Source organism: Stenotrophomonas sp. YJH_SMC_25, from assembly GCF_059369595.1.
The window spans coordinates 199,366-223,183 of record NZ_JCAFSV010000008.1 but is presented as its reverse complement, the minus strand read 5'-3'; the positions used below and the strand labels follow the sequence as shown (position 1 = coordinate 223,183).

Here is a 23,818-nt window from a genome sequence, read left to right as displayed (position 1 = left end):
TATTGCTCATGTCCCTTGCCAACCGCGCGCGTGCCGAACAGCACGCGACCCGAGCTGCGTTCTTCATTCCCGGCTTCGCCACCGCGTTGTGGGCCACCCTGGTGCCGTTCGCCAAGGCACGCACCGACATCAACGACGCCACGTTGGGCCTGGTGCTGCTCTGCCTCGGAGCGGGTTCGCTGCTGGCAATGCCCTTGTCCGGCGTGCTGGCCGCGCGCCTGGGCTGCCGCCGGGTGATGGTGGCCAGCAGCCTGCTGATCTGTCTGGCCGTTCCCGGCCTGGCATTGGCCAGCTCGGCGTGGGCGCTGGGCCTGGTGTTGTTCGTGTTCGGTGCCGCCGTGGGTGCGATGGACTGCACGATGAACGTACAGGCGGTGATCGTCGAGCGCGAGGCGCGTCGCGTGATGATGTCCGGCTTCCACGCCTTCTTCAGCATTGGCGGCTTCCTCGGCGCGGCCACCATGACCGTGCTGCTGTCCGCACAGTTGCCGCCCTTGGCATCGGTGCTGATCGGTGTCGGCACCATGCTGCTGGTGACGCTGTTGTCGGCGACCTACTGGCACAGCGAACGCATGCCGCACGACACACCGATGCTGGCCCTGCCGCATGGCATCGTGCTGTTCATCGGCGTGCTGGCGTTCGTCGCCTTCCTCGGCGAAGGTGCAATGCTCGACTGGAGCGCGGTGTTCCTCAGCGATGTACGTCGCGTCGATGCCAGCCTCGCCGGCGTCGGCTATGTGACCTTCACCCTGACCATGACGGTCGCGCGCCTGTTCGGCGATGCACTGGTGGCACGCGTGGGCCGCCAGCGCGCGATCGTATTCGGCGCGCTGCTCGCCGCTGCCGGCGTGCTGGTGCTGACCCTGGTCACGCCGTGGCAGGCATCATTGGCGGGCTATGTGCTGGTCGGCCTCGGTTGCGCCAACATCGCGCCCGCGCTGTTCTCGCTGGCCGGCCACCAGACCCGTATGCCCGGCGCGCTGGCCATCACCGCCGTTTCCACGCTGGGCTTTGCCGGCATCCTTGCCGGACCGGCGTTGATCGGCTTTGCCGGCAATCATTTCGGTCTGATTGCTGCGTTCATCGGTGTGGCCACGGCCTTGTTGCTGGTGGCCGTGTCCACACGTTGGCTGCGGGTTTAGTCCAAGGCATCAGCGCCGCCTGCGCCGCAGCTTCATCCGCAACCGGCGGTAGCCGATCACCGTGGCCGTTGCACACAACGCAGCGCCAGCCAGGCTCAGCAGCAGCAACACCGCCAGCCGGGCGGTGTCCTGACGCAGCATCGCCGGCAGGTCCCAGCTGTGCAGGAAGTAGAACAGCCAGCGACCCACGCGCTCGCGACGCCCCATCGTCAGCAACGGATCGCCAGTGGCCAGATCGAGGTAGACCCGCGTCGCCTCGGCATCGCCGAAATCAGCCACCGCCACCGGGAAGCGGCGTACCGCTGCGCCGTTCATGGCTTCCGGTGCACGCGGGTAGAAGTACGCATCCGCTGCGAGCTGGACCCAGTACCCCTGCATGGGCGCATCCGACAACGCCCGCACCTTCTGCTGCAGCCATGCGGCCGGCAGCAACCGCGCAACCTGCAGATGACCATCACTGCCGGACACAATGCGGGTCTCGCCCTGCCCGTCCAGCAACACCGCGAACAGCTCACCATCGATGCGTCGCCACTGGATCTCCACCGGCTTGAAGCGCGCGTCGTCGACGGCCGCCAGCAGCGCCGCCGGTTCACCCAACGCGCCATCCACCGCCACCGTACCGCCACGATAGCGTCCGCTGTCGATCGCTTCACGCGTGCTGCTGAAAACTCCCAACGGATTCATCGACATCAGCCCGCTGAAGATCCAGGTGAATACGAAGGCCGCAGCCACCAGCCCGATCAGATGGTGCCAGCGCATCCAGGGCTCGACGTACGGCGTCTTCGCGCCAGTGCGGTAGTGCCCGCGGAAGCGCCAGCGCCACACACCCACCACGATGCCGCTGATCGCCGCCACCGTGCACAGCGCGGACAGCGCGATCACCCCCCACGTCCACACCGGGTCCACCGACTGCATGCGCAGGAAGTACAACCAGTGCAGCCAGGCGCCCACATAGTTCCAGCGCTGCTGCACATGCGGTGCGTCCTGCACCACTTCGCCGGTGTGTGAGGACACATACACATCCCCTGGCTGCGCGCCGCCCACTTCAACCCGGTACAGCGGCCGATGCGCATCCAGCGCACGCGAATGCGTCCAGCGGTCCTCGTCCACGCGTGTCGCGCCGACGAAGGCTTGGCCGCCCGCGAACTGTGCGGCGGATGCTTCGGCTCGCTGTGCCGACACCGGCAGCAGCGCCTGGCCGGTGTACGCCGACCAGGCGCCCACGTTGCGGCCATTGCGCACCACATACGCAGGCTCGCCACGCAGCGTGGTCAGTGCCACGCTTTCCGGCTCGGCCTGCACCGCCGCCGGCAGTACCGACAGTCCCTGCAGATCGCGGGCATCAGCCAGCACCGGCAACGCCGCCAGCCGCTCACCGGGTGTCAGCTTCGGGTAACCAATGAACAGCATCACCATGCCGCTGACAAACCACAGCAACATCAGCAGGCATCCGCCGATGCCCAGCCAGCGGTGCACCAGGTAGGTCCAGCGCTTGGCGGTGGATCGCAACGTCATCGCCAGCCTCCTCAGAAGCGATGGTCGACGGTGAACTCGACGCGCCGGTCCGCACCCAGCAGCCACTGCGTGCTGGTGTAGTACGCGGTGGCGTAGTAAGCCTTGTCGAACACGTTGAACAGCCGCGCCGACAGCCGCGTGCGCGGTGCCGCCTGCCAGGTCAGTGCCAGGTCGGTGGTGCTGTAGCCGGGCAGCTCCAAGGTGTTGGCGTTGTCGGCGTAGCGCTTGCCGACGTAACGCACGCCACCCGCCGCACTCCAGTCCGGTGCGAACTGCCAGCTCAGCCACACATTGGCCAGGCGCTCGGCCACGTTCGGTGGCACATTGCCATCACGCGACACCAGCACCGCCGGCGAACCGGTGGTTTCCAGGAAGTCCTCGAACTCGGCCTTCAGCACCGTGGCGTTGGCATCGAGCGACCACCGCGGCGCGAAGGCCCAGTTGAGCGATGCCTCGATGCCGCGCGAGGTCTGCGCGCCCACCTGTACCCGGCGATCCGGCACCAGCGGGTCGCGGCTGAGCAAGCCGGTCTTGCGGATGCGATAGGCCGCCAGGGTCCACTCGCCACCGTCGAATGCCTGCTTCAGGCCCACCTCGACCTGCCGTCCCTTGGCCAGGTCGAAGGCACCGTTGGCCGGGCTGATCATCAACAGGCCACTCACCGGGTCCGCCGCCTGCGAGTACTGCGCATACAGGTTCAACGTCGGCTGCAGCGCGAATACCGTGCCTGCACGCCAGCCGGTGCTGCGGTAGGTCTTCGAGAACGCGTTCTGGCCGCTGATCAGATCGGTACGATCAATGCGCGCGCGGTCGTGGCGCAGCCCACCCAGCACCGACCAGCGCTCGCTCAGCGCCAAGCGGTCTTCCACGAACAGCGCGTACTGCTCGGCACGATTACGGTAGCGCGGCAGGTTCGGCGCGTCGCTGGTGAACTGGCCCGGCACCGGATCGAACGGATCGACCGGGCCCGAGCTGCCGGCATAGGTGTTGTTGGTGTGCTTGAAGTGCGCGCGGTTGGCATCGAGGCCCACGGCGAAGCTGTTGGCCAGGCCCGCAATGTTCCCCTGTACCCTCAGCGTCGAGGTCAACCCGGTCTGGTCCTGGTCGTGGGTGATCTCGGTATTGCCTGAGCGATCGATCAAGCCGGTAGCGCGGTTGTAGACGTAGGCTTCGGCATTGCGCCAATCGCGCTGGCTGTCGATCTGGTAGAGGCGCGTGCGCCATTCGACGCTTGCGTTCGGCGTCCACAGCGCATCGAGCTGGGTCCAGCGGTCGCGGTAGCGGATGTCGCTGTCTTCCACGTTGTAGTTGCGGTGGCGCAGCGCCTCCAGCTTGCGGCCATCCACCAGTGGCGTGCCGAAGTAGCGCATCGGTTGCTGATAGCCTTCCGCATGGGTGAGCGACAGCTGCAGATCCGCACGCGGTTGCCACAGCAGTGCGCCGGAGAAGGTGGCATCACTACTGCGCCCGCGATCAACCCAGCCACCGCCGTAGTTGCCACTCACATCCAGCCGGTAGGCCAGCTCGGGCGTCAGCGCGCCGCCACTGCCGAAGCCCAGACGTGCGGTGTCCTCGCTGCCCACGGTCACGCTGATCTCGTTCTCGATGGCACCGCGCGTCGGCTTCTTCGGCACGATGTTGATGACCCCGCCAATGGCACCATCGCCATGGATGACCGAGGCCGGACCGCGCAGCACTTCGATGCGCTCGATGGACCAGGTATCGAACGGAAAGGTGATGCCCACGCCGCCATACTGGCGCAGCCCGTCATACAGGCGCATCACCGAGGCACCATCGGTGAAGCCACGGCTGGACAGCGCACTCAGGCCGTTGCCCGGGTGCGGCATCGCACTGATCGCACCGGCGCGGCTGATCGCATCATTGAGGTTGGTGTCGCCGCGCTGTTCCAGCTGCCCGCGCGAAATCACCGTCAGGCTGGCCGGTGTCTGCAGCACGCTCAGGCCCAACGCAGAGCCTGCGCTGGAGGTGGAAGACAGCTCGCCGCTGCGGGTATCGACCACGCGCACGGTATCCAGCGTGGTCGGTGGTGCCGCATCGGCGGCAAGGGCGGGCACGGCGTGCAGCAGGGACATGCACAGCGCAGGCAGCGCCGCCCTGCGCAGGCGCGCGGAGTTGGGGTTGGTTTTCATTTGTTCACGGCATGCAGGGCCACCCCGCAGTGGCAGGGCAGCTCAGGGAGTTCGGGGAACGCGCACGCAGTAGTGCCAGGCCATGCCTGGCAGCTTGGGAAAATCAATCCAAAGGCGTGCGCGCAGGGCTCAGACAGCCATGAAGACCGGCGGCCCACGCGCTCCCAATGTGCCGCTGATCCGTTGCGGCAACGCCCGCACCGCACCGCGCAACGCGCGGCATACCGGCGCCATCGGCGCCAACAGCAGCAATGCCGCCACCAGCAGGGTGATCAGCCGCGCGGCGATCAGGCAGTAATCGCAATCCACGCCCATCTCATGGTCGGCATGTGGATCGGCAACCGGCTTCGGCGTCGATTCGCCGTGCTGCATCGCCATCGCGTGATGGTCGTGGTGCCCGTCCATCGCGTGCTGCGCATGGTCTGCGTGCATCGCATGGTCCATCGCCGCCACCGGCGCAGCGGTAGCCACGTGACCGTGCGCCAGCCAACGGCTCACCAACGGGGCGAGCAGCACCAGCAGCATGGCAAGCCATGCCAGGGACTGGAACCGGCGGTGGAGGACAGAACGACGCACGCCGCCATTCTACGGGGCTGCCGCCAACCCTGGACCACGTTCAGGATTTCCAGAAGGGTGGTGCGACGTTATGACGCAGCCACGGACGCAAGCGCTCTCCATGACACCAAGGGGGACGGAAGGCACCCATACGGCCCCTTCCGTCCCCGCATCACATCGCTAGAACCGCGCCGGTTGCTGCACCGCGCGCTCCAGGAACATGAAACCCGCCTGCAGGCTGTTGCGGGCGTTCTCCAACCAGCGCTCCGGATCGGCTACCGCAAATCGCTCCTGTGCATCCAGATCACCCGAGTCGGCCAGATCAGCCAGCTGCAGATGGATGTGGTTCTCCACCAGGCTCACCAGCACGGCGAGCTCGGCCGATAAACCGGCGATGCGTTCGGTGAAGCCAGCGTCGTTGCTGTTCAGAGACATGTCCCCTGTTCCTATGCGTTGCGGTGTTGATGGATGGCTTCGAAACGCTCGGCACAGGCAGGCCCGCAGAACAGTCTTGCCGGATCGTTGTCGAAGTCCTCGCTGCAGTCCGGGTTGTGGCATTCCCCCATGGGAGTGAGAGGGGCAACGTTGCTGGCCCGCGTTGCGTGCTGGGCCAGGGCGCGTTGCAGGTGGCGCGCTTCCATTTCCTGCGCTTCGTCGATGGTGTCCGTCATGCGGGTTGTATTTTATCGAGGGGTGGTCGCACCGGTTGAGAACGTCGCAACGACGGTCAACGACGCGGATTCCGCGGCGGATCGGCGTTCGTGGTTGCAGTGGATTTCAGGCATGCAGGCTCCTTGTGCACGGGCGCCCGAAGGCGCGATGGAGAGAAACGATGGGCCGTCGTTGACGGCGATCGCATCATCCGAAAACCGGTTCTCGCCAACTGCGACGCATCGGCACGATCACAGTGATCTGCGAACGCCATCGCAGATCCAACGCGTACTGGGTGGCGCCATCGCGGTCAGGGATGCAAGGTGTTGGAAGGTGTTGCAAATGAAGCCCCGTTCCGACACCATGACCGTATCACCACTCCCATCACATCCTGACCACACTGCGTCGGTCGGCCGCTGCGTGACCTGCGCACGCCGGACACTGCACAGCACGTTGGCCGCCATCGGCCGCGGTGGACCGATCCACGTTCCCAGGGGCCTTGTCGAATGCACACACCGCATCCCACGCAGGACATCGTTCCCGCGTTCCTGCAGGCCATGCACGCGCACGGCATCGTGCCGGACGCGCGCGGCCGCGACGCGCTCAACGCCGATGGCACGCTGGTGCGCTTCCATGTGGAAGGCGACCGTCGTGGCACGCGCAATGGTTGGGCGGTGTTGTTTGGAGACCACGTGCCGGCCGGCGAGTTCGGCAGCTGGCGGACCGGCACCCGCCATGCCTGGTGCGCGAAATCGCCGACCGCGTTGAGCGCCGCCGAGCAGCGTGCCATCAGGCAACGCCAGGAGGCGGCCCGCAGCGAGCGCGAACGGCATCAGCGCGAACGCGAGGACGCCGCCGCCAGGGCGGCCAACGTGCTGTGGAACCGAGCCATTCCTGCCGATGCCCACCACCCCTATCTCGTACGCAAGGGCATCCATGCACATGGCCTGCGTGTGGCGCCATGGCCGGTGCGCAACAGCGATGGCCTTGTCTTCCGCCACATCAACAGCGCCCTGCTGGTACCGGTGATGAACAGCGCGGGCCGTATCGTCTCGTTGCAGGCGATCTTTCCCCGCGTGGATCCAGCACTTGGCCGCGACAAGGACTTCCTTTCCGGTGGCCGCAAGCAGGGCTGCTTCCATGTCATCGGCAAGCCGGTTACCGGCCAACCGATCGCCATTGCAGAGGGCTATGCCACCGCCGGATCCATCCACCAGGCCACGGGCTGGTGCGTGGTGGTGGCCTGGGATGCAGGCAACCTTGGCGCGGTCGCCCGAGCCTGGCGCGGCGCCATGCCGGACGCGTCATTCGTGCTGTGTGCCGACAACGATCAGTGGACGCGGCAGCCGCTGGACAACCCTGGCGTCACCCTGGCCACGCAGGCTGCCGCGGACATCGATGCCCGCGTGGTCTGGCCCGAGTTCGCCACGCTGCATGGCGACGATGACCGCCCTACCGACTTCAACGACCTGCATCTGCGCGAGGGGCTGGACACCGTGCGTGCCCAGTTGTTGCCCCCCATGCCGCCGGCAGTGGGCGACGACGTGGCACTGGACGATGCGCCGTCATCGGCCAGCGCGCGCTACCAGGTGCCTGGCAACCTGTCCGCATTCGATGCCTTCACCCCGTTTCCCGATACCAACGCGCGCGGGCGGCCGTTGCCAACCGCCCGCAACCTGGCCGAGCTGTGCCGTCGTACCGGTGTGACCGTGCGCTACAACGTCATCCGCAAGGATCTCGAGATTCTGGTCCCTGGGCTGCAGACGACCGTGGACAACGCCAAGGAGGTCGCGGCGGGCGAAGTGATGGATTGCATGCACCGCGCCGGCATGGCCACCGCCAGCTTCGAGACCAACCTGTGCCAGGTGGCCGAAGCCAATCCCTACAACCCGGTCGCCAGCTGGATCACCTCACGGCCGTGGGATGGCCAGTCCCGCCTGCAGGCGTTCTTCGATACCGTGCAGGAAGCCAAGCCCACGCACATGGCCGACGGCCGCGTGCTGAAGGAAGTCCTGATGCGGCGCTGGCTGATCTCCGGCGTGGCCGCGGCGTTTGAGCCCGATGGCGTGGTCGCGCGCGGCGTGCTGACGTTCGTTTCGAAACAGAACCTGGGCAAGACACGCTGGGCGCGGCAGCTGGCGCCGGTAGAGCTGCAACTGATCGCCGACGGGGTGGTGCTCGATCCGGCCAACAAGGACAGCGTCAAGCAGGTCATCTCCAAGTGGATCGTCGAACTGGGCGAAGTCGATGCCACCTTCCGCCGTACCGATATCGCGGCACTGAAATCATTCATCTCGCGCAGCCATGACGAGATCCGTCGCCCCTACGCGCGCACCGAATCCCGCTATGCGCGGCGCACCATCCTGTTTGCCAGTGTCAACGACGAACGCTTCCTCCGCGATGCCACCGGCAACACCCGCTGGTGGACCGTGCACGCCGTGGCGCTGGGCGAACCGGCGCGGATCGACATGCAGCAGGTCTGGGCTGAGGCCCATGCGTTGTACTGCAGTGGCGAGACCTGGCACTTGAGTGCCGAGGAACTGGATGCGCTCAATGCCACCAACAGCGAACACGAGCCCATCTCGCCGATCGCCGAACTGATCGATCGTCATTTCGACTGGTCGCTCCCTGCCGAGTACTGGAGCGCGCACTACCGCGCCACCGAGATCGTCATCGCGGTGGGCATCGACAGGCCCAACCGTCGCGAGGTGAACGAGGCCGCCGCCTACGTGGTGAAGCGGCATGGTGTGCGCACCCGCGTGGTGGGCAAGGAGCGCGCCAAGGTCTGGCTGATGCCACAGCGCAAACGCAGTCTGGCCGAGCACGCGGCAGGGCCGTTCTAGATGCCGCGCCTCCATGATGGTCGCGACGTTGACAGCAGCAGCGGCGACTGGCGCCTGCACTGCGAAGCACGTCGCCTGCTGCAACTGGACGGCTACCGGCGCGTGGGCACCGACGGGCGCTGGACGGTGGTCAGTCCGCGCCGGCACCGCCAACAGTATCTCGAGGGTGTCCTGGCCGCACGCGGCCCGGTTGAGCGTGAGCGCCTGGCAGCAGCGGCATTGCGGCTGTGGATCGCCAGCCCGCCCGCCCAACCGCACCATGATGCAAGTAGATGAAAGGTGTTGACTAGAGGCGTCTACAGGGGCAAGATGCCGGTATCGGCCCGCCACCTTCCAGGAGCGCTTCCGCCATGTCCCGTCCCCGACTGCATGCCTTCGAAGGTGAGCAGCTGACCGTGCAGCAGATCCACCAGCGGGTACCGGTGCTGTCCGAGCGGACCATCCGCGACCACCTTGCTGCCGGCCGGCGTACCCGCACCGCCATGTTGTGCTTTGACCCGATCGCCGCAGCGGCCCGGGGCGGACGCATCACCCAGCGCATCCTCCGCGCCCGCAGCATCGCCGGTCGCGATTCCTGATCCTCCGGCACCTGCCGCATTTCTCCAGGAGTAGATTCCGCATGATTCCCGCCTCCCTCGACAGCGGTCATCGCCTGATTGCCGACACACTGGCCGCGTTCCGTGCCGGCCCTGCACTGGGCAGCATCGCCCTGCGGCCGGCGCCACGCTCTCGTGTGCCGCTCTACATCGGCATCGCCGGCAGCAAGCGCTCGGGCAAGGACACACTCGCCAATGGACTGGCGTCGGCGTTGTCACTGCCATGCGACAGCTTCGCGGCCCCGCTGCGGCAATTGGTCGCCTCCCTCCTCGGGCTCTCCCTGCACGAACTGGACAGCCGCAAGGAGGACGCCATCGACTGGCTGGCCGAACTCACCCCGCGCCACCTGATGCAGACCGCCGGTACCGAGTGGGGGCGTGACCGCGTCCATCCCGAGCTGTGGGTACGCTCGCTGTTCGCACGCCTGCCCGAGGGCGGGCTGGTACCCGACGTCCGCTTCGCCAATGAGGCCCGCGCGATCCGGCGCCGTGGTGGTGTCGTGATCCGCGTCAATCGCCCAGGCCATCGCAGCAGCGACCCTCATGCCAGCGAGCAGCCGCTGCCGCATGAGCTGGTCGACATCGAAGTCGACAACGACAGCACCGCGGCCGATCTGGTCCGCAGATCGCTGGACCAGCTGCGTTCGCGCGGTGTGATCTGATCCGGAATGCCGGCCCGCCATCCGGTCCATCCCCCGAACCCAGCGCAGGCCCCGACCCATCATCGGCGAAAATGATGTAAGGTCATCCCCCATCACCGACGACACCTGTCGTCACCCTGCATCCCCAACCCATTTCGCAAAGAGGAAACGCCATGGAGGTCGAACAGTTCACGTCGACGCGCCTGAAGGCCATCGAGTTGTTCAAGTCCCAGCCCAAGGGCAGCAAGGACACCGTGAGCCTGGATGCGATCTTCATCTCGCTGTGCACGCTGGCCACTGCCCGGGCAGGCGCAGGCAGCGCCCAGCAGGCGCGTACCGTGGCCCGCCCGGGCAGCCAGCAGCCGCCCGCGCCATGGTTCGTCGAAACCCTTGCGGCCCTGAAGGGCAAGGGCGAGTCGATCACCGTGGCGCGCTTCCTGATGTTCGCCAACCGCTTCCCGGTCAAGCGCATGGACCAGGTCAACGCGGCACGCTGGCTGCGCGACGCCGGGTACATCCCCCGCAAGACCGGCGGCAACCTGGTGTTCGATCTTTGATCCAGCGCCCCCCGCAGTCCTGAAGCCCCGGCATCGTCCGGGGCTTTTTCGTTTCCGGCCAGTACACAGCGCATGAGGCTGTGTGGCAGGTGGCCGTCCTCACCCTGTACCTGCCCCATCCCCTTGATCTGCCTCTGTTCCTGCCAGGTGAGGACAACGAGTACGGATGCACAGAAAAACACCAGCGGCCAGAGCAAGCGGATTCGGCTCACTGCAAGCAGGCGTGTCGTGCTCCTCCCCCCTCCTCACGCACGACTGAACGTCTTCAGCGCACCGATATAAAAGTAGATGAAAGGTGTTGACTGGTCATGCGGGATGGCAACAGTGGAGATCAATGCCACTGAAGACATCCTCCATGAACGCCCTGCCCGACAGCATCCAGACCCTGGCCGAGGTCATCGGCGAATCCGCAGCCCTCACGCTGGTGCGTGCCTGGCCGCCGACCACCTCCAGCACCACCGGCCGTCACCGCGTCATCGTCTACGTACCCTCAACCCTGCCCGACCAGCACCGGCTGATCGACATCCTTGGCCACGACGTCGCCCAGCGGCTGGTCGCGCACTTCGGCGGCGAACTGTTGTTCCTGGCATCCTGCTTCGCTGCCGGCGCGCACGAACGCCGCGAGCAGATTGCCCGCGCGGTCGCCAGCGGCATGCCACGCGACCATGTCGCGCGTGAGTTCGGCGTCTCACAGACCACCATCAAGCGCGCCCTGCGCGGTGCGCGCACCGCGTTGCCACCGGCTGTCCACCCGGCCCTGCTCAAGGGATACGCACGCGCATGAACGAGAGCGACCTGCTGGCCGGCGTGCCGGATTGGGCCAAGTACCTGGGCGGGACCTCGGGCGTGCTGATCGCAGTGTCGCTGTGGCTGCGCCAGTGGCTGTCATCGGCCAAGGTCGACCGCACCGCCGATGAAGCCACCAGCAACACCCTGCGCACCCTTCAGGAACAGCTCGCGGCCGAACGTACACGCGCTGATGGGCTGATGCACGAGCGCGAGGCAATGGCCCAGGAGATCGGGCAGCTGCGCGGTGAAGTCAGCGCCCTGCGTGCACAGATCGCCCAGCAGAGCGTACAGATAGACGCCCTGCTGGCCCTGGTGCGCAAGCAGCCGGGGGCCGCCGCATGACCGCCGCTGCAGCCAGCGCCCTCGGTGGCACCAACGTTGCTGCGTTCCTGGACATGCTGGCGGTGTCCGAAGGCACCGATATACCCAGCCAGCGTTCGCGTGACCGCGGCTACGACGTCATCGTCGGTGGCCAGCTGTTCACCGACTACCGCGACCATCCCCGCGTGCTGGTGTCGCTGCCGCGCTACGGCATCAAATCCAGCGCCGCCGGCCGCTACCAGTTCCTGCGCAGCACCTGGGATGACCTGCGCGCGCGACTGGGTCTGCCTGACTTCGGGCCAGTCTCCCAGGACCGTGCAGCAGTCGCCCTGCTGAAACAGTGCGGTGCCTACGAGCTGATCCGGCTGGGACGCTTCGATGCCGCCGTCACCGCGGCCCGGCGCATCTGGGCATCGCTGCCGGGCGCCGGCTACGGCCAGAAGGAGCACGCACTGGAAACACTGCGCGCGGCGTACCGTGCCGCCGGCGGAGCCCTGCAGTGACGCCCGCGGGACTGAGGTTGGGCATCGGGTTGCTGGTCCTTGCCGGTAGCCACGCGAGCTGCGCCTGGCTGGGATGGACCCTGCGCGACCGCACTGCGGACCTTGCCGTTGCCACCACCCGGGCAGCGCAGCAGGAGGCCCGCACCGATGCAGTCCAGCGCGCGCACCAGCAGGCCCTCGCCAACAGCGCCGCAGGCGCGCAGGCCGAATCACAGCGCCTGGCCCACCAGGCCCGGCACACCGAACAGTTCAACACCCTGCAACGGGACATCGAGACCCATGCCAAGACTCCTGGTCGTGATCGCGGCGACGCTGACGCTGAGTTCGTGCGCATCTGGCGCGAGGCCAACGCCGGCCACGCCCTGCCGCGCTGACCTCAGCATCGCACCTGCCCAGCTGCTTCCCCCACCCCGCCTGCCGGACCTGCACGCAGCCAGCGATGACGCGCTGCTGCGCAATCACGTTGCGGTCGCACAGCAGTACCACGCGCTGGCCGACCAGCTGAGTGCGCTGCTGTGCAGCCTCGGCAGCCAGCGCGGCATCACCATCAATGGCGCCGCGCCGGCAGCACCCGCCGACTGCGGCAGCAGTGCCACTCCCACGCACTGAGCCTTCCGGACAAGGCCACGCCTGCAATGCCGCCTCACTGCGGTGATGGCAACACTGGCTGCAGACCGTGCGCGCCTTGCAGCGCTACGCCCCTCCTTCCTTCCCTGCATGAGCTGACATGGCGAACGATTCCTTCCCTCCCACGCTCGATCCGCTGATTGCCGCGATCGAAGCCGCTATCCGCGCACGCTTTCCGGGGTTTGCAAGCGTCGAGTTCCATCGCGAGGCCAACGCTGAGGGGATGCCCCTGCCGGCCTGTCTGCTGGCGATGACCCGCTGTGACCGCAGCAGGGACAACAATGATGGCAGTGGCCTGCTGCAGGCCACGCTTCGCTTCGAAGCGCGCATTGCGCTGCCGGCGACCGATGCAACCACAGCGCTGCAGCTGCGCAACGCGGCCCTCGCCCTGGCGACCTGGCTGCACCAGCTCGGCCGCTTCCCCGGCGTTGCCAGCGGTGCGATCAATGTGATTGCAGCATTGCCGGAAGACCCCGCGGCGGCACAGCCGGGCCTGCGCACCTGGATCGTCGAGTGGTCACTGCCGGTCGCGCTGGGCGACAACCCTTGGGACGACGCTGGCGGCGTGGTGCCGCAGGCGTGCTACAGCTTCGCGCCGGAGATCGGCCGCGTCCATGAGTCCCGCTACCAGCCATTGCCGGAGCGCGCACCATGAGCGCCGAACACGCGCGGTTGATCGGCAACCTGCTGATGATCGGTGTGGTACGCGAACTGGACGAGGCAAACGGACGCGTTCGCGTCGATGCCGACGGCATGCTTACCGACTGGATTCCCTGGCTGGAGCGCCGCGCCGGACCGGGCATGCGCAGCTGGTGCGCACCCGAACCCGGCGAGCAGGTCGTACTGGCGTGCCCCTATGGCGACCCGGGCCAGGCGCTGGTACTCGGCAGCCTGTACCAGGACCGCTTTCCGCCGCCGGCCGACTCGCGCCTGCGGCAGCGCACCGAGTTCGCCGACGGCAGCAGCGTCGAGTACGACCAGGAAACCACCACGCTCAATGTCCATGTCGGCAGCGGCAAGGTCATCGTCACCTGCGCGAATGCACAGGTGATCGCCAGCGAATCGATCGTGCTCGATACACCCTCGATCAAGGCCACCGGCGATCTGGATGTCAGCGGCGCGATCAGCGCCGGCAAGGACATCAGCACACCGGGCGAGGTCAAGGCCGGTGCCATCGGCCTGAAGGCACACACGCACACCGCACAGGGCCCAACCGCCCCGACCACGCCGGCCCAGGCCTGAGCGGCCACGCCTGCAATGCCCTGAAAAACCGCACTCCACGACGATAGAGGCCATGCGAGGAATCGACGCCAACACCGGCAAATCACTGGATGGGCTCGCCCATCTGCACCAGTCCGTGCGTGACATTCTCACCACGCCCCTTGGCTCCCGCGTACTGCGCCGCGAATACGGTTCACGCGTATTCGAACTGATCGATGCGCCGACCAACCGCTCGCTGCGCATGGACCTGATCGCGGCCACCGTCGACGCGCTGGCGCGATGGGAACCGCGTCTCCACGTCGAGAACGTCGACGTCTCCCTCCCCGCCCCCGGCGTGATGATCCTGGCAGTGACCGGGATCCACCTGCCGGACGGCGAGGCCATCACCATCGAAGGAATCGAGGTTCGCTAACCGTGGCATCCGGCTCGTTCACCAGTGTCAATCTGTCCCAGCTGCCTGCACCGGCGGTCATCGAAGTGCTCGATTTCGAAGCCATGTTCGATGAATCGCTGACCGCACTGCAGGCCCTGGATCCCACCTTCGACGCGCTGCTGCCGTCGGACCCGGCCTTCAAGATCCTGGAGGTCTGCACCTACCTGCGCCTGCTCGATCGCCAGCGTGTCAACGACGCCGCGCGTGGCGTGATGCTGGCCTATGCCGGTGGCAGCGACCTGGACCACCTCGCCGCGATCTTCGGCGTCGCCCGCCAGGTGCTCGACCCGGGCAGGCCGCAGGAAGGCATTCCACCGCGATATGAGAGCGATGAGGACTTCCGCCGCCGCATCCAGCTGGGCCCGGAAGGGTTCAGCGTGGCGGGGCCGGAAGGTGCCTATGTATTCCATGCGCTGAGCGCCGACCCGCGCGTGCTCGACGCCAGTGCGACCAGTCCCGCCCCCGGCGAAGTGGTGGTCTCGGTGCTGTCGCGCGAAGCGGATGGAACCGCCACCCAGGGGCTGCTGGACATCGTCGAGGCGAAGCTGAGCGCCGATGACGTGCGACCGCTGACCGACCACGTGCTGGTGAAGCCGGCCACGATCGTCACCTACTCGGTCGACGCCACGCTGTTCACCTTTGCTGGCCCGGATTCGCAGGTCGTGCTTGCCGAAGCGCGCACCCGCCTGGACCGCTACATCAGCGAGTCACATCGCCTCGGCCGCGATGTCACCCGTTCGGGGTTGTTCGCCGCATTGCATGCCGAGGGCGTGCAGCGCGTGGAGATCGTCCATCCGGCTGCAGATGTGGTGGTGGACCGAACCCAGGCCACCCACTGCGCCGGCGTGACTCTGACCCACGGCGGCACCGATGAATGAGCCGAGCACGCGCCTGATCAACGCGCGCCTGCGCGGCGCGATCGATGGCCGCAACCGCACCTTCCGCCACCCCGGCGGCACGCTGGCGAGCCTGCAGGCGGTGTACCGCACCGATGCACGGGGGCGGCAGCCGTTGCAGGGCAGCGTCATCGAGGGCAGCAGGGTCACCCTGGCCGCTGCACCGGCGCCCGGCGAGGTCATCGATGGTGACGCCCAGGTGGTGGTGCCCTCGGCGGCAAAGCTGCTACCCGCCAACGCCACCCGTGCCGAGCGCGCGCTTGCCCGCGCCATCGTTGTACGTCCGTTGCCGGTGGACATCACCGCGCTGTGGGATGCCGATCGCTGTCCGACCGCACTGCTGCCCTGGCTGGCCTGGGCGCTGTCGGTGGACGAATGGAAGGCCTACTGGCCCGAGGCCGTGAAGCGCGCCCGGGTGCGTACGGCCATCGCCATCCAGCGACGCAAGGGCACCGCCGGCAGCGTGCGCGACGTGGTGGCCGCCTTCGGCGGCTCGGTGCTGATCCGCGAGTGGTGGCAGCTGCAGCCCAGGGGCGCGCCGCACACCTTCGAAGCGGTGATGACCATCGCCAACCAGGATGGCCAGTCCGCCACGGCGATGTTCGTGGAGGACGTCATCGGCGAAATCACCCGGACCAAGCCGGTGCGCTCGCATTTCACCTTTACCCAGGGCATGCAGGCCGACGCCGCCATCGGCGCACTTGCAGCCGCCCACGCCACGGCCTTCCGCCGCCTTCAACTGATCGGAGAGTAACCCCCGCATGCGCCTGAAAATCACCGATGCCGGCTTCGCCAAGCTGGTCAATCCGCCGAACACCGGCACCAACGCCGTCCTGATCACCCAGATCGGCCTGACCTCGACCGCCTTCGTGCCGTCGGCGGGGCTCACCGCACTGCCCGGCGAGATCAAGCGCGTCGCCACCTTCGGCGGCCAGGCCGTGGGCGATGACACCGTGCACGTCACCATCCGCGATGACAGCGCCACCTCCTACACGCTGCGCGGTTTCGGCCTGTACCTGGCTGACGGTACGCTGTTCGCCAGCTACGGCCAGGCCGATCCGATCATGGAGAAGTCGGCCGCATCGATGCTGCTGCTGGCCACCGACACACGCTTCAGCGGGATCGACACGACGCAGATCCAGTTCGGCGATGCCGGCTTCCTCTATCCACCGGCCACCACCGAGGTCGTCGGCGTGGTCGAGCTGGCCACCAGCACCGAAGCCGAAGATGCGACCGACACCCAGCGCGTGGTGACTCCGCGTGGCATGCGTGCTTACACCGACAAGCGCTTCGGCGCCAGCGCCCCGACCGCGCTGGCGAAGACACTGCTGTCTGCGGCGAACACCGCGGCGGCGCGCACTGCGCTGGAACTGAAGAGCGCCGCGCTGAAGGACACCGGGCATGGCAACGGCCTGGACGCCGACACCCTGGATGGCAAGCACGCCTCCGAGTTCGCCCTGGCCGGTGACTTCGCCACCGTGGGCCACAAGCATGTGATTGCTGATGTGACCGGGCTGCAGTCGGCACTGGATGGCAAGGCGTCCAGGGGCGGCAACACGTTCACCGACCAGCAGTTCATCAGCGGCACGTATCCGTTGCTGGGCTTCGGTGCCGCCGGTGCCGAGCAGTCCTTCATTGGTGGCTGGGCAAATTCCAGCCTGTGGCGCGTGTGGAGCGCGGACCGCAGCGCCAGCAGCGAGATAACCATCAAGCATGGTGATGGCCCGCGCTGGAATGGATCGGTGATGTGGCATGCCGGGAACTTCGCGCCTGAAGCGAAGATGGACAAGAGTGGCGGGACGTTCACTGGACACGTCGGCGTGAATGGAAACTCGCTTCGTTCCTATGGATGGAATGGTGTGGCCAATGACGGCGTACTCGTGCTCGGCGATACCAACTCCTACATTTTCAAGAACGGCTCGAACTTCACTTTCGCCAACGCGGCAGGCGGATACACCGCCATGCTCAACGCGGGCGGCACTGTCTGGACCAGTGGAAACTTCGATCCAGCAAGCAAGGTAAGCAAAGCCGGCGACACGATGACCGGCGAGTTGAAGAATCTCTCGCACATCACCGCTGGCCCGGCAGCCAGCAATAAAGTTCGCATCACTGTTTCCGGGGACGGCTTCCCGTGCATCATGGGTACCAACCCAGCTGTCGATGCATATGTGCCGATGAACTACTACGGCACGCGGCACAACTTCAACTCCGGAATTTTCGCGAGCGGGCCGTCATTGTTCCGTGCTGCGGGCGATTCCCAGCCAGGCATCCGATTCCACTCGCAGACTCTCAACGGCTATCCACGTACAACGATTGAAGCCGTCACCGGTGACAGCAGCAGCTTCGCGGAGATGCATGCGATCAGCAACGGCTTCCACTTCTACAACCCCTCGTTGCGACGTGGTATCCGCATGTCCAACTCGGGACAAGTGACCACTACGCCGGAGTTCACTAACCCCGCCACCGGCATCACAGGTTTTGGCTTCACTTCGGAGGGTTCATTCGGCGGCGGATTCGGCATGCTGGACAACTCCATCCAGGGTGGATGGTGGATGGCCGCCGGCACCATGCAGTGGGGCATCAGCACCTATCCGAACAGCATGGGTGCAGCAATGATCCTTGGTGGTAACGGCGCGCTCACTACGACGGGTGGTTACGACTTCGGATCTTCGCGCAAGCTGAAGAACATCGATGGCGAACTCTCCTACGGTCTGGCTGTTGTAGAGAAGATGGAACTGGCGGCCGGTCACTACAAGCCCGAATACAACGACGACGGTCGCCGTCGCCTGTTCTTCGTCGCCGAGCAGCTGGCCGAATTGGTGCCGGAAGCGGTCGACCTGGAAGGCGTCGAGTTCCAGGGCGAGCGCGTGGCATCGGTCAAGCTCGACCAGCTGCTGCCGGTGATGGCCAAGGCCATCCAGGAACTGGCCGCTGAAGTGCGCGCACTGAAAGCGGAGCGCTGACATGCCCAGCGGATATCGCTCTTCCGGTGTCGACTTTGACGACCTGTTCGATCCGTACGTTGAAGGTCCACTGGCGCAGGATTCGGGCCGCCGTATCGGCGGCGGCGACCTGAGCCGCCGCTATGCCCACATCCAGTACGGCAGCAAGCGTGCCGACGTAGGCCATCGCATCAACGGAATGGACGTGTCCAACCTGTGGGCGGCCCGGGGCACCGCAAGCTACCGGCCGCCCTTCCATGGCAAGGACTACTCAGCCGGCAATGGCGCCAAAACAAACTCATTCGGCGATGTCACGGCGTCGGTGCAGATCAGCCTGCTGTCCGACGGCAACTTCACCGTCCACAGCAACAGTTACGGCGGTGGCAACGATGCCACCGCCCAGGTGGATTCCGGTCGCTGGGCACCGGCGGGTGCAAACCCCAGCCAGTACGAAGTGCAGTTCACGGCCAGCAACACAGGGGCTGCTTCGTTCAGCACAAGCGCACCGTCATTCTCCTCACTTGCGACATCGCGCTCGGCAACCGTATCCATCAGCATTCCTGCGGCATCTTCCATGTACGAGAGCATCACGGTTGAGATAGCCGTTCATCTCCGTCGTTCCGGTAGCCCCGCTCAGGTTTCAACCGTATACGCCAACGTCGCCGTTTCGGGCTGGTACTGATTGCACATCGGGCCACCGCTGCAATTATCGCGACCGCCACATTCTCCGAACATTACCCCGTCGCCTGCACAAGCCGGCACACACCCACACCGAGGAAGAACCCCGAATGACCGAATTTCTCCATGGCGTACAGGTCGTCAACATCGATACCGGTGCCCGATCGATTGCCATCGCCTCCAGCAGCGTGATCGGCATCGTCGGCACCGCACCGCTGGCCGACACCGAAGCGTTCCCCGTCAACACGCCCGTACTGGTGACCTCGCCGTCGCAGGCCGCCAAGCTGTCGGCGACCACCGGCACCGATGCCGGCACCCTGCCCGGTGCGCTCGACACGATCTTCGACCAGTCCAGTGCCGTCGTCGTCGTCGTCCGCGTCGAGAAGGGCGCCAATGAAAGCGCCACCCTGGCCAACGTGCTGGGCGGCGTGAACGCCCAGACCGGCGCCTACGAAGGCGTGCATGCGCTGCTGGCCGCCAAGTCCATCGTCGGCGTCAAGCCGCGCATCCTGGTCGCACCCGGCTTCACCCATGTGCACCCGGCCGATCCGGCCAAGCCGGAGGCCGTGCTGGCCAACCCGGTCGTAGCGGAACTGCTCGGCATTGCCGACAAGCTGCGCGCAGTGATCATCAAGGATGGGCCGAACAGCAACGACGACGCTGCCAAGTCTACCGCCGCCCTGACCGGCTCCAGGCGCGTCTACGTGGTCGACCCCGCGCTGCTGGTGCAGTCCGGTGATGCCATCGTCACCCGCCATGCCTCCGGTGCCGTGGCCGGTGCCATCGCCCGCAGCGACAACGAGCGCGGCTGGTGGGCGTCGCCGTCGAACCTGGAACTCAACGGCGTGGTCGGTACCGCGCGTGCGATCGACTTCGGCCTGTCCGATGCCACCAGCCGCGCCAACCTGCTGAACCAGGCCAACGTGGCCACAGTCATCCGCGAAGGGGGCTTCCGCCTGTGGGGCAACCGCACCACCAGCATCGATCCGAAGTGGCAGTTCCTGTGCGTGGTGCGCACCGCCGACATCATCGCCGACAGCCTGGAAGCCGCCCACCTGTGGGCCGTCGACCGCGGCATCAGCAAGACCTACGTCGATGACGTGCGCGAAGGCGTCAATGCCTTCCTGCGCGGCCTGAAGACCCAGGGCGCGATCCTCGGCGGCAACTGCTGGATCGACCCGGAACTGAACGCAGCGGACAGCGTGGCCCAGGGCCGCTTCTACTGGGACTTCGACTTCACTCCGACCTACCCGGGTGAGCAGCTGACCTTCCGCATGCACATGAACAACAACTACGTCTCGGAGATCTTCTAAGCATGGCGCGCAAGATCCGTAAAAACTTCAACTTCTACGTCGACGGCAAGGGTTATGCCGGCAGCGTGATGTCCTTCACCGCCCCCAAGCTGTCGCTGAAGACCGAGGACTTCCAGGCCGGCGGCATGCTCGCCCCGACCGAGATCGTGCTCGGCCATGAAAAGCTGACCGCCGATGTCGAGTTCGCCTCCGACGACGCGGAGATCATGAGCAAGTTCCACGTCATCGAAAGCAAGGAATACGGCTTCACCGCCCGCGAGGCGCTGGAAGGCGACGACGGCGAAGTGACCCAGGTCGTGCACAACATGCGCGGCAAGGTGAAGCTGCTGGACCGTGGCGAAACCAAGGTCGGCGAGAAGGGCACGATCAAGGTCAGCCTGGCGCTGAGCTACTACAAGCTGACCCATGGCGCCCAGGTCGTGCAGGAGATCGACGTGGTCAACATGATCGCCCGCCAGGGTGGCGTCGACGTCCTGGCCGGCATCCGCGGCGCGCTGGGCATCTGAGCCCACGCCGCACCGAAGAACCCGGGGGCGCCTCGCGCCCCCGCATCCATCGCACTGCATCGCATTCCAGGAACGCACCCATGTCCAGCAAGACCAAGACCCCCACCGACACCGTCATCGAGCGCGATGGCTTTGCCGAGATCACCCTCACCCGTCCGCGCCAGGTCAATGGCATGGAAACCGCCGTGCTGCGCATGCGCGAGCCGACCGTGGAAGACATGGAGCGCTACCAGGACGACAAGGGCAGCGACGCCCAGCGTGAGGTGCGGATGATCGCCAACCTGTGCGAGATCTCGCCGGACGACGTGCGCAAGATGCCGTTGCGCGACTACGCCCGACTGCAGGCAGGCGTCGCGCTTTTTACCACCTGACCCTGCCGCAGATCAGGCAGGGAGTGCTCGCCCTGGCCGGACATACCGGCTGGGGCCTGCGCGAGATCATGACGCTGCGGGTGTCGAAGTTCATCTGGTGGATTCAGGGGTTGCCGGTACATGGCCAATAACGTTCAAACGACAACGATCACGATCGGCGGCGAGGTGTCCAAGTCGCTGAAGGACGCATTGTCCTTCGCCAATGATGGCGTGAAGCGCCTCGGCGATGAAGCCGGCAAGCTGGAGCTCAAGCTCGCCGCGATGAAGAAGTCGGGCACCGCATACACCCGCATGCGCGCGCAGGCCGATGCGCTGCGCGCCTCACAGGAAGCGCTGGAGCGTGTCGAAGCCAAGCGCACCGCCAACCTGGAGAAGCGCGAGAAACTCGGCGCCTCGTTCAAGGCAGCGCGCGGCACACTCGGCACCGCCGTCACCGCACTGGCCAAGCCGGTCGAGAACGCCTCCGGCTTCGCCCGCCAGAACCAGCAGATCGGCGTGGCAGCCAACCTCAGCCGCGCGCAGGTGAGTGCGCTCGGCCAGGCGATCCTGCAGCAATCGCGTGCAACCAACCAGGGCGCCGACGATCTGCAGCGATCGATCAAGCTGATGGTCGCGGCCGGCATGGACGCACAGTCGGCCCAGGCCAGCCTCGGTGCTGTCGGGCGGACCATCACCGTCACCGGTGCCAGCATCGATGATGTGGCCCAAGCTGCGGCCGCCCTGCAGCAGTCGTTCGATATCGATCCCTCGCGCATGCAGAACGCGCTGGACGTGCTGGTGGTGAACAGCCAGCAGGGCGGCCTGGGCCTGAAGGACATGGCCCAGGTGCTGCCGGTGCTGGGTTCCTCGTTCGAGGCGATGAAGCTGCAGGGCACATCGGCGGCGGCTACGCTGGGTGCGGCACTGGAAGCCACGCTGGACTCGGCAGGTGGCGCCGACAAGGCCGCCAGCAACATGAAGAGCTTCATATCCGAGGTGCTCTCGCCGGACATTCAGGAGAAGGCCAAGAAGAGCCTGAACCTGGATCTGCGCAAGATCATCGGCGATGCACAGACCAGCGGCGGCAATCCCTTCGATGCTGCGATGCAGGGAATCATCCAGGCGACCGCGGGCGACCAGAAGAAGATCGGCACCCTGTTCAGCGATGCACAGGCGAAGAACTTCGTCCAGCCCATGATCGAGAACTGGGACACCTACATCCGTGTCCGCGACAAGGCCTTGAATGGATCGGCGGGTACCACCGATGCGGCCTATGCCGACGCGATGCAGACCGATCCGCAGAAGATCGACGGCGCCAAGATCGCCGTGGACAACCTGTCCAAGGCGTTCGGTGCGGCGCTGCTGCCCGCGGTGGGCGAGGCCGCGGTCAAGCTGACCGAGCTGTTGAACGGGGTTACCACGTTCGTACAGGAAAACCCGAAGCTGATCGCCAACACCACGCAGATCGTGGTCGGCATGCTGGGCATGCGCACGGCTGTGCTCGGCGCTCGCTACGCCTGGACCTTCCTGCAGGGCCCGATCCTGGGCGTGCAGAAGGCCTTCCAGCTGTTCCGTGGCGGCAGCCTGCTGGCACAGCTGGGGCGCTTCGGGCCGATGGCCATGCGCCTGGCATCGGGTTTCCGCATCGTCGCAACTGCCATTGGTGCCATCGGCGGTGGCTCCATCGCCGTTGCGGTCGCCGCCATCACCGCCGGCGCCCTGCTGGTGCGCAAGTACTGGGAACCGATCAAGGCATTCCTGGGCGGCGTCTGGGAAGGCCTGAGCGGTGCAGGCACCGCAGCGATGGGTGAACTGATGCGCGCGGTTGAACCACTGCGCCCCGCCTGGGAAGTCATGAGCGGGCTGATCGGCCAGGCCTGGGACTGGCTGTCGAAGATGCTGGAACCGGCGCAGTACACCGGCAATGAATTGTCACGCGTCGCCCAGATCGGCTCGCTGGTGGGTGAGGCGCTGCTGACCAATTTCCGGTTGGTGATCCAGGTCATCGGCGGCGTGGTGGGGGCGGTGGTGTGGCTGGGCGAGATGCTCGGCACCGTCGCCGGCTTCATCAACGAAACCCTTGGCAACATCTGGGAGTCGATCAGCCAGAAGGCGACCGCAGCGTTCGACCGCATCCTGGAAAAGCTCAAGCCAGTCATCGAAGGCGTCGGCTGGTTCATGGACAAGCTTGGTGGTGGCGTAGGGGCTGCCAACGACAAAGCGCTGGAGGTCGCCGAGGGCGGGCTGCAGACCGCAGTGGGCGCCGCCAACATCTACAGCGGCATGAAGGCGCGCGGCGGTGGTGGCATCGGCGACATGGCGCGCGTGGCGTACGCGGTCGGCACCAACGACAACGATGGCCTGAACCGCCGCATGGCCGAGCTGAGCGGCGCGCAGGGACGCCGTGCGCCGGACATGCCTTCGCCCACCCCGCGCAGCGCCACCACGGTGCAGCAGCAGCAGACCAACCACATCACCATCCACCAGCAGCCAGGCGAATCCAGCGAAGCGGTGGCGCGCCGCACGGCCGACGAGCTGCAGCGTCGCAACGCGGTTGCCGCCCGTGGTGGCCTTGCAGACAGGAACTGA

At 66.4% G+C, this 23,818-nt stretch carries 27 protein-coding genes; 21 read left to right on the top strand and 6 right to left on the bottom strand.

What is annotated here, in order from left to right:
* The first annotated feature begins 8 nt into the window (after positions 1-8).
* Positions 9-1,142: an MFS transporter gene (locus AC5P7E_RS13160; protein ID WP_162792563.1), complete on the top strand. Its 1,134-nt coding sequence runs from the start codon at positions 9-11 to the stop codon at positions 1,140-1,142.
* A 9-nt stretch (positions 1,143-1,151) separates the two neighbouring features.
* Here the strand turns inward: AC5P7E_RS13160 and AC5P7E_RS13155 are convergent, their stop codons facing one another.
* From AC5P7E_RS13155 to AC5P7E_RS13135, 5 genes are all read right to left on the bottom strand, one after another.
* On the bottom strand, positions 1,152-2,657 hold the full coding sequence (locus tag AC5P7E_RS13155) for a PepSY-associated TM helix domain-containing protein (RefSeq protein ID WP_114618875.1): 1,506 nt from the start codon (positions 2,655-2,657) through the stop codon (positions 1,152-1,154).
* Positions 2,658-2,668: 11 nt separating this feature from the next.
* A complete protein-coding gene (locus tag AC5P7E_RS13150) occupies positions 2,669-4,807 on the bottom strand; it encodes a TonB-dependent receptor (protein ID WP_133050770.1) in 2,139 nt (712 codons plus the stop codon).
* A gap of 129 nt (positions 4,808-4,936) precedes the next feature.
* Entirely contained in the window at positions 4,937-5,332 is a 396-nt protein-coding gene (locus tag AC5P7E_RS13145) for a DUF2946 family protein (protein WP_114618873.1), read from the bottom strand.
* 210 nt (positions 5,333-5,542) lie between these two features.
* Positions 5,543-5,797 carry a hypothetical protein gene (locus tag AC5P7E_RS13140; protein WP_114618872.1) on the bottom strand — a complete coding sequence of 85 codons (255 nt, stop codon included), beginning with the start codon at positions 5,795-5,797 and terminating at the stop codon, positions 5,543-5,545.
* Positions 5,798-5,808: 11 nt separating this feature from the next.
* Positions 5,809-6,033, bottom strand: a complete 225-nt coding sequence (locus tag AC5P7E_RS13135; RefSeq protein WP_005408344.1) for a hypothetical protein — start codon at positions 6,031-6,033, stop codon at positions 5,809-5,811.
* 486 nt (positions 6,034-6,519) lie between these two features.
* Between AC5P7E_RS13135 and AC5P7E_RS13130 the strand changes: the two genes are divergently transcribed.
* The 9 genes from AC5P7E_RS13130 to AC5P7E_RS13090 all read left to right on the top strand — a co-directional run bounded on the left by AC5P7E_RS13130 (position 6,520) and on the right by AC5P7E_RS13090 (position 12,637).
* Entirely contained in the window at positions 6,520-8,856 is a 2,337-nt protein-coding gene (locus tag AC5P7E_RS13130) for a VapE domain-containing protein (RefSeq protein ID WP_114618871.1), read from the top strand.
* Positions 8,857-9,132 carry a DUF7696 family protein gene (locus tag AC5P7E_RS13125; RefSeq protein WP_033835996.1) on the top strand — a complete coding sequence of 92 codons (276 nt, stop codon included), beginning with the start codon at positions 8,857-8,859 and terminating at the stop codon, positions 9,130-9,132.
* Between the two features lie 74 nt (positions 9,133-9,206).
* Positions 9,207-9,434, top strand: coding sequence for a hypothetical protein (locus AC5P7E_RS13120; RefSeq protein ID WP_099481189.1), 228 nt, complete (start codon positions 9,207-9,209; stop codon positions 9,432-9,434).
* A 41-nt stretch (positions 9,435-9,475) separates the two neighbouring features.
* Complete coding sequence (locus AC5P7E_RS13115) at positions 9,476-10,114, top strand: deoxynucleotide monophosphate kinase family protein (RefSeq protein ID WP_099481188.1); 639 nt, start codon at positions 9,476-9,478, stop codon at positions 10,112-10,114.
* A gap of 152 nt (positions 10,115-10,266) precedes the next feature.
* Complete coding sequence (locus AC5P7E_RS13110; RefSeq protein WP_043033660.1) at positions 10,267-10,650, top strand: hypothetical protein; 384 nt, start codon at positions 10,267-10,269, stop codon at positions 10,648-10,650.
* Positions 10,651-11,005: 355 nt separating this feature from the next.
* Positions 11,006-11,434 carry a helix-turn-helix domain-containing protein gene (locus AC5P7E_RS13105; RefSeq protein ID WP_223846372.1) on the top strand — a complete coding sequence of 143 codons (429 nt, stop codon included), beginning with the start codon at positions 11,006-11,008 and terminating at the stop codon, positions 11,432-11,434.
* A complete protein-coding gene (locus AC5P7E_RS13100) occupies positions 11,431-11,781 on the top strand; it encodes a hypothetical protein (protein WP_043033662.1) in 351 nt (116 codons plus the stop codon). The genes AC5P7E_RS13105 and AC5P7E_RS13100 overlap by 4 nt, the downstream gene beginning before the upstream one ends.
* Positions 11,778-12,263, top strand: a complete 486-nt coding sequence (locus tag AC5P7E_RS13095) for a glycoside hydrolase family 24 protein (RefSeq protein WP_049459412.1) — start codon at positions 11,778-11,780, stop codon at positions 12,261-12,263. Before AC5P7E_RS13100 ends, AC5P7E_RS13095 begins: the two co-directional genes overlap by 4 nt.
* The gene (locus AC5P7E_RS13090) at positions 12,260-12,637 is read left to right on the top strand and encodes a hypothetical protein (RefSeq protein ID WP_059033345.1); all 378 of its coding nucleotides are present in this window, start codon (positions 12,260-12,262) and stop codon (positions 12,635-12,637) included. Before AC5P7E_RS13095 ends, AC5P7E_RS13090 begins: the two co-directional genes overlap by 4 nt.
* An 84-nt stretch (positions 12,638-12,721) precedes the next feature.
* On the opposite strand, the gene AC5P7E_RS13085 is transcribed toward AC5P7E_RS13090, so the two are convergent.
* Positions 12,722-12,865 (bottom strand): hypothetical protein, encoded by a 144-nt coding sequence (locus AC5P7E_RS13085; protein WP_158079763.1) that lies wholly within the window; start codon positions 12,863-12,865, stop codon positions 12,722-12,724.
* Between the two features lie 125 nt (positions 12,866-12,990).
* On the opposite strand from AC5P7E_RS13085, the gene AC5P7E_RS13080 reads away from it, so the two are divergent.
* The 11 genes from AC5P7E_RS13080 to AC5P7E_RS13030 all read left to right on the top strand — a co-directional run bounded on the left by AC5P7E_RS13080 (position 12,991) and on the right by AC5P7E_RS13030 (position 23,818).
* Complete coding sequence (locus AC5P7E_RS13080; protein ID WP_114618870.1) at positions 12,991-13,545, top strand: hypothetical protein; 555 nt, start codon at positions 12,991-12,993, stop codon at positions 13,543-13,545.
* Positions 13,542-14,132, top strand: coding sequence for a phage baseplate assembly protein V (locus AC5P7E_RS13075; protein WP_012479303.1), 591 nt, complete (start codon positions 13,542-13,544; stop codon positions 14,130-14,132). The genes AC5P7E_RS13080 and AC5P7E_RS13075 overlap by 4 nt, the downstream gene beginning before the upstream one ends.
* A gap of 52 nt (positions 14,133-14,184) precedes the next feature.
* Positions 14,185-14,523 (top strand): GPW/gp25 family protein, encoded by a 339-nt coding sequence (locus AC5P7E_RS13070; RefSeq protein WP_005408332.1) that lies wholly within the window; start codon positions 14,185-14,187, stop codon positions 14,521-14,523.
* Positions 14,524-14,525: 2 nt separating this feature from the next.
* Entirely contained in the window at positions 14,526-15,422 is an 897-nt protein-coding gene (locus tag AC5P7E_RS13065; RefSeq protein ID WP_005412462.1) for a baseplate assembly protein, read from the top strand.
* A 223-nt stretch (positions 15,423-15,645) separates the two neighbouring features.
* Positions 15,646-16,194, top strand: a complete 549-nt coding sequence (locus tag AC5P7E_RS13060; RefSeq protein ID WP_231347571.1) for a phage tail protein I — start codon at positions 15,646-15,648, stop codon at positions 16,192-16,194.
* 7 nt (positions 16,195-16,201) lie between these two features.
* Entirely contained in the window at positions 16,202-18,403 is a 2,202-nt protein-coding gene (locus AC5P7E_RS13055; RefSeq protein ID WP_111686946.1) for a tail fiber domain-containing protein, read from the top strand.
* A gap of 1 nt (position 18,404) precedes the next feature.
* Positions 18,405-19,064, top strand: a complete 660-nt coding sequence (locus AC5P7E_RS13050; RefSeq protein ID WP_111173608.1) for a hypothetical protein — start codon at positions 18,405-18,407, stop codon at positions 19,062-19,064.
* Between the two features lie 106 nt (positions 19,065-19,170).
* A complete protein-coding gene (locus AC5P7E_RS13045; protein ID WP_114618868.1) occupies positions 19,171-20,373 on the top strand; it encodes a phage tail sheath C-terminal domain-containing protein in 1,203 nt (400 codons plus the stop codon).
* Positions 20,374-20,375: 2 nt separating this feature from the next.
* Positions 20,376-20,879: a phage major tail tube protein gene (locus AC5P7E_RS13040; RefSeq protein ID WP_005412457.1), complete on the top strand. Its 504-nt coding sequence runs from the start codon at positions 20,376-20,378 to the stop codon at positions 20,877-20,879.
* Between the two features lie 80 nt (positions 20,880-20,959).
* A complete protein-coding gene (locus AC5P7E_RS13035; RefSeq protein ID WP_005412456.1) occupies positions 20,960-21,250 on the top strand; it encodes a phage tail assembly protein in 291 nt (96 codons plus the stop codon).
* Positions 21,251-21,370: 120 nt separating this feature from the next.
* Positions 21,371-23,818 carry a phage tail tape measure protein gene (locus AC5P7E_RS13030; RefSeq protein WP_197596110.1) on the top strand — a complete coding sequence of 816 codons (2,448 nt, stop codon included), beginning with the start codon at positions 21,371-21,373 and terminating at the stop codon, positions 23,816-23,818.

Bases quoted from the DNA above. Each gene is read 5' to 3' on its own strand.
- AC5P7E_RS13160 (WP_162792563.1), top strand. From the start codon at position 9: ATGTCCCTTGCCAACCGCGCGCGTGCCGAACAGCACGCGACCCGAGCT.
- AC5P7E_RS13155 (WP_114618875.1), bottom strand. From the start codon at position 2,657: ATGACGTTGCGATCCACCGCCAAGCGCTGGACCTACCTGGTGCACCGC.
- AC5P7E_RS13150 (WP_133050770.1), bottom strand. From the start codon at position 4,807: ATGAAAACCAACCCCAACTCCGCGCGCCTGCGCAGGGCGGCGCTGCCT.
- AC5P7E_RS13145 (WP_114618873.1), bottom strand. From the start codon at position 5,332: ATGCTGCTGGTGCTGCTCGCCCCGTTGGTGAGCCGTTGGCTGGCGCAC.
- AC5P7E_RS13140 (WP_114618872.1), bottom strand. From the start codon at position 5,797: ATGTCTCTGAACAGCAACGACGCTGGCTTCACCGAACGCATCGCCGGT.
- AC5P7E_RS13135 (WP_005408344.1), bottom strand. From the start codon at position 6,033: ATGACGGACACCATCGACGAAGCGCAGGAAATGGAAGCGCGCCACCTG.
- AC5P7E_RS13130 (WP_114618871.1), top strand. From the start codon at position 6,520: ATGCACACACCGCATCCCACGCAGGACATCGTTCCCGCGTTCCTGCAG.
- AC5P7E_RS13125 (WP_033835996.1), top strand. From the start codon at position 8,857: ATGCCGCGCCTCCATGATGGTCGCGACGTTGACAGCAGCAGCGGCGAC.
- AC5P7E_RS13120 (WP_099481189.1), top strand. From the start codon at position 9,207: ATGTCCCGTCCCCGACTGCATGCCTTCGAAGGTGAGCAGCTGACCGTG.
- AC5P7E_RS13115 (WP_099481188.1), top strand. From the start codon at position 9,476: ATGATTCCCGCCTCCCTCGACAGCGGTCATCGCCTGATTGCCGACACA.
- AC5P7E_RS13110 (WP_043033660.1), top strand. From the start codon at position 10,267: ATGGAGGTCGAACAGTTCACGTCGACGCGCCTGAAGGCCATCGAGTTG.
- AC5P7E_RS13105 (WP_223846372.1), top strand. From the start codon at position 11,006: ATGAACGCCCTGCCCGACAGCATCCAGACCCTGGCCGAGGTCATCGGC.
- AC5P7E_RS13100 (WP_043033662.1), top strand. From the start codon at position 11,431: ATGAACGAGAGCGACCTGCTGGCCGGCGTGCCGGATTGGGCCAAGTAC.
- AC5P7E_RS13095 (WP_049459412.1), top strand. From the start codon at position 11,778: ATGACCGCCGCTGCAGCCAGCGCCCTCGGTGGCACCAACGTTGCTGCG.
- AC5P7E_RS13080 (WP_114618870.1), top strand. From the start codon at position 12,991: ATGGCGAACGATTCCTTCCCTCCCACGCTCGATCCGCTGATTGCCGCG.
- AC5P7E_RS13075 (WP_012479303.1), top strand. From the start codon at position 13,542: ATGAGCGCCGAACACGCGCGGTTGATCGGCAACCTGCTGATGATCGGT.
- AC5P7E_RS13070 (WP_005408332.1), top strand. From the start codon at position 14,185: ATGCGAGGAATCGACGCCAACACCGGCAAATCACTGGATGGGCTCGCC.
- AC5P7E_RS13055 (WP_111686946.1), top strand. From the start codon at position 16,202: ATGCGCCTGAAAATCACCGATGCCGGCTTCGCCAAGCTGGTCAATCCG.
- AC5P7E_RS13050 (WP_111173608.1), top strand. From the start codon at position 18,405: ATGCCCAGCGGATATCGCTCTTCCGGTGTCGACTTTGACGACCTGTTC.
- AC5P7E_RS13045 (WP_114618868.1), top strand. From the start codon at position 19,171: ATGACCGAATTTCTCCATGGCGTACAGGTCGTCAACATCGATACCGGT.
- AC5P7E_RS13040 (WP_005412457.1), top strand. From the start codon at position 20,376: ATGGCGCGCAAGATCCGTAAAAACTTCAACTTCTACGTCGACGGCAAG.
- AC5P7E_RS13035 (WP_005412456.1), top strand. From the start codon at position 20,960: ATGTCCAGCAAGACCAAGACCCCCACCGACACCGTCATCGAGCGCGAT.
- AC5P7E_RS13030 (WP_197596110.1), top strand. From the start codon at position 21,371: ATGGCCAATAACGTTCAAACGACAACGATCACGATCGGCGGCGAGGTG.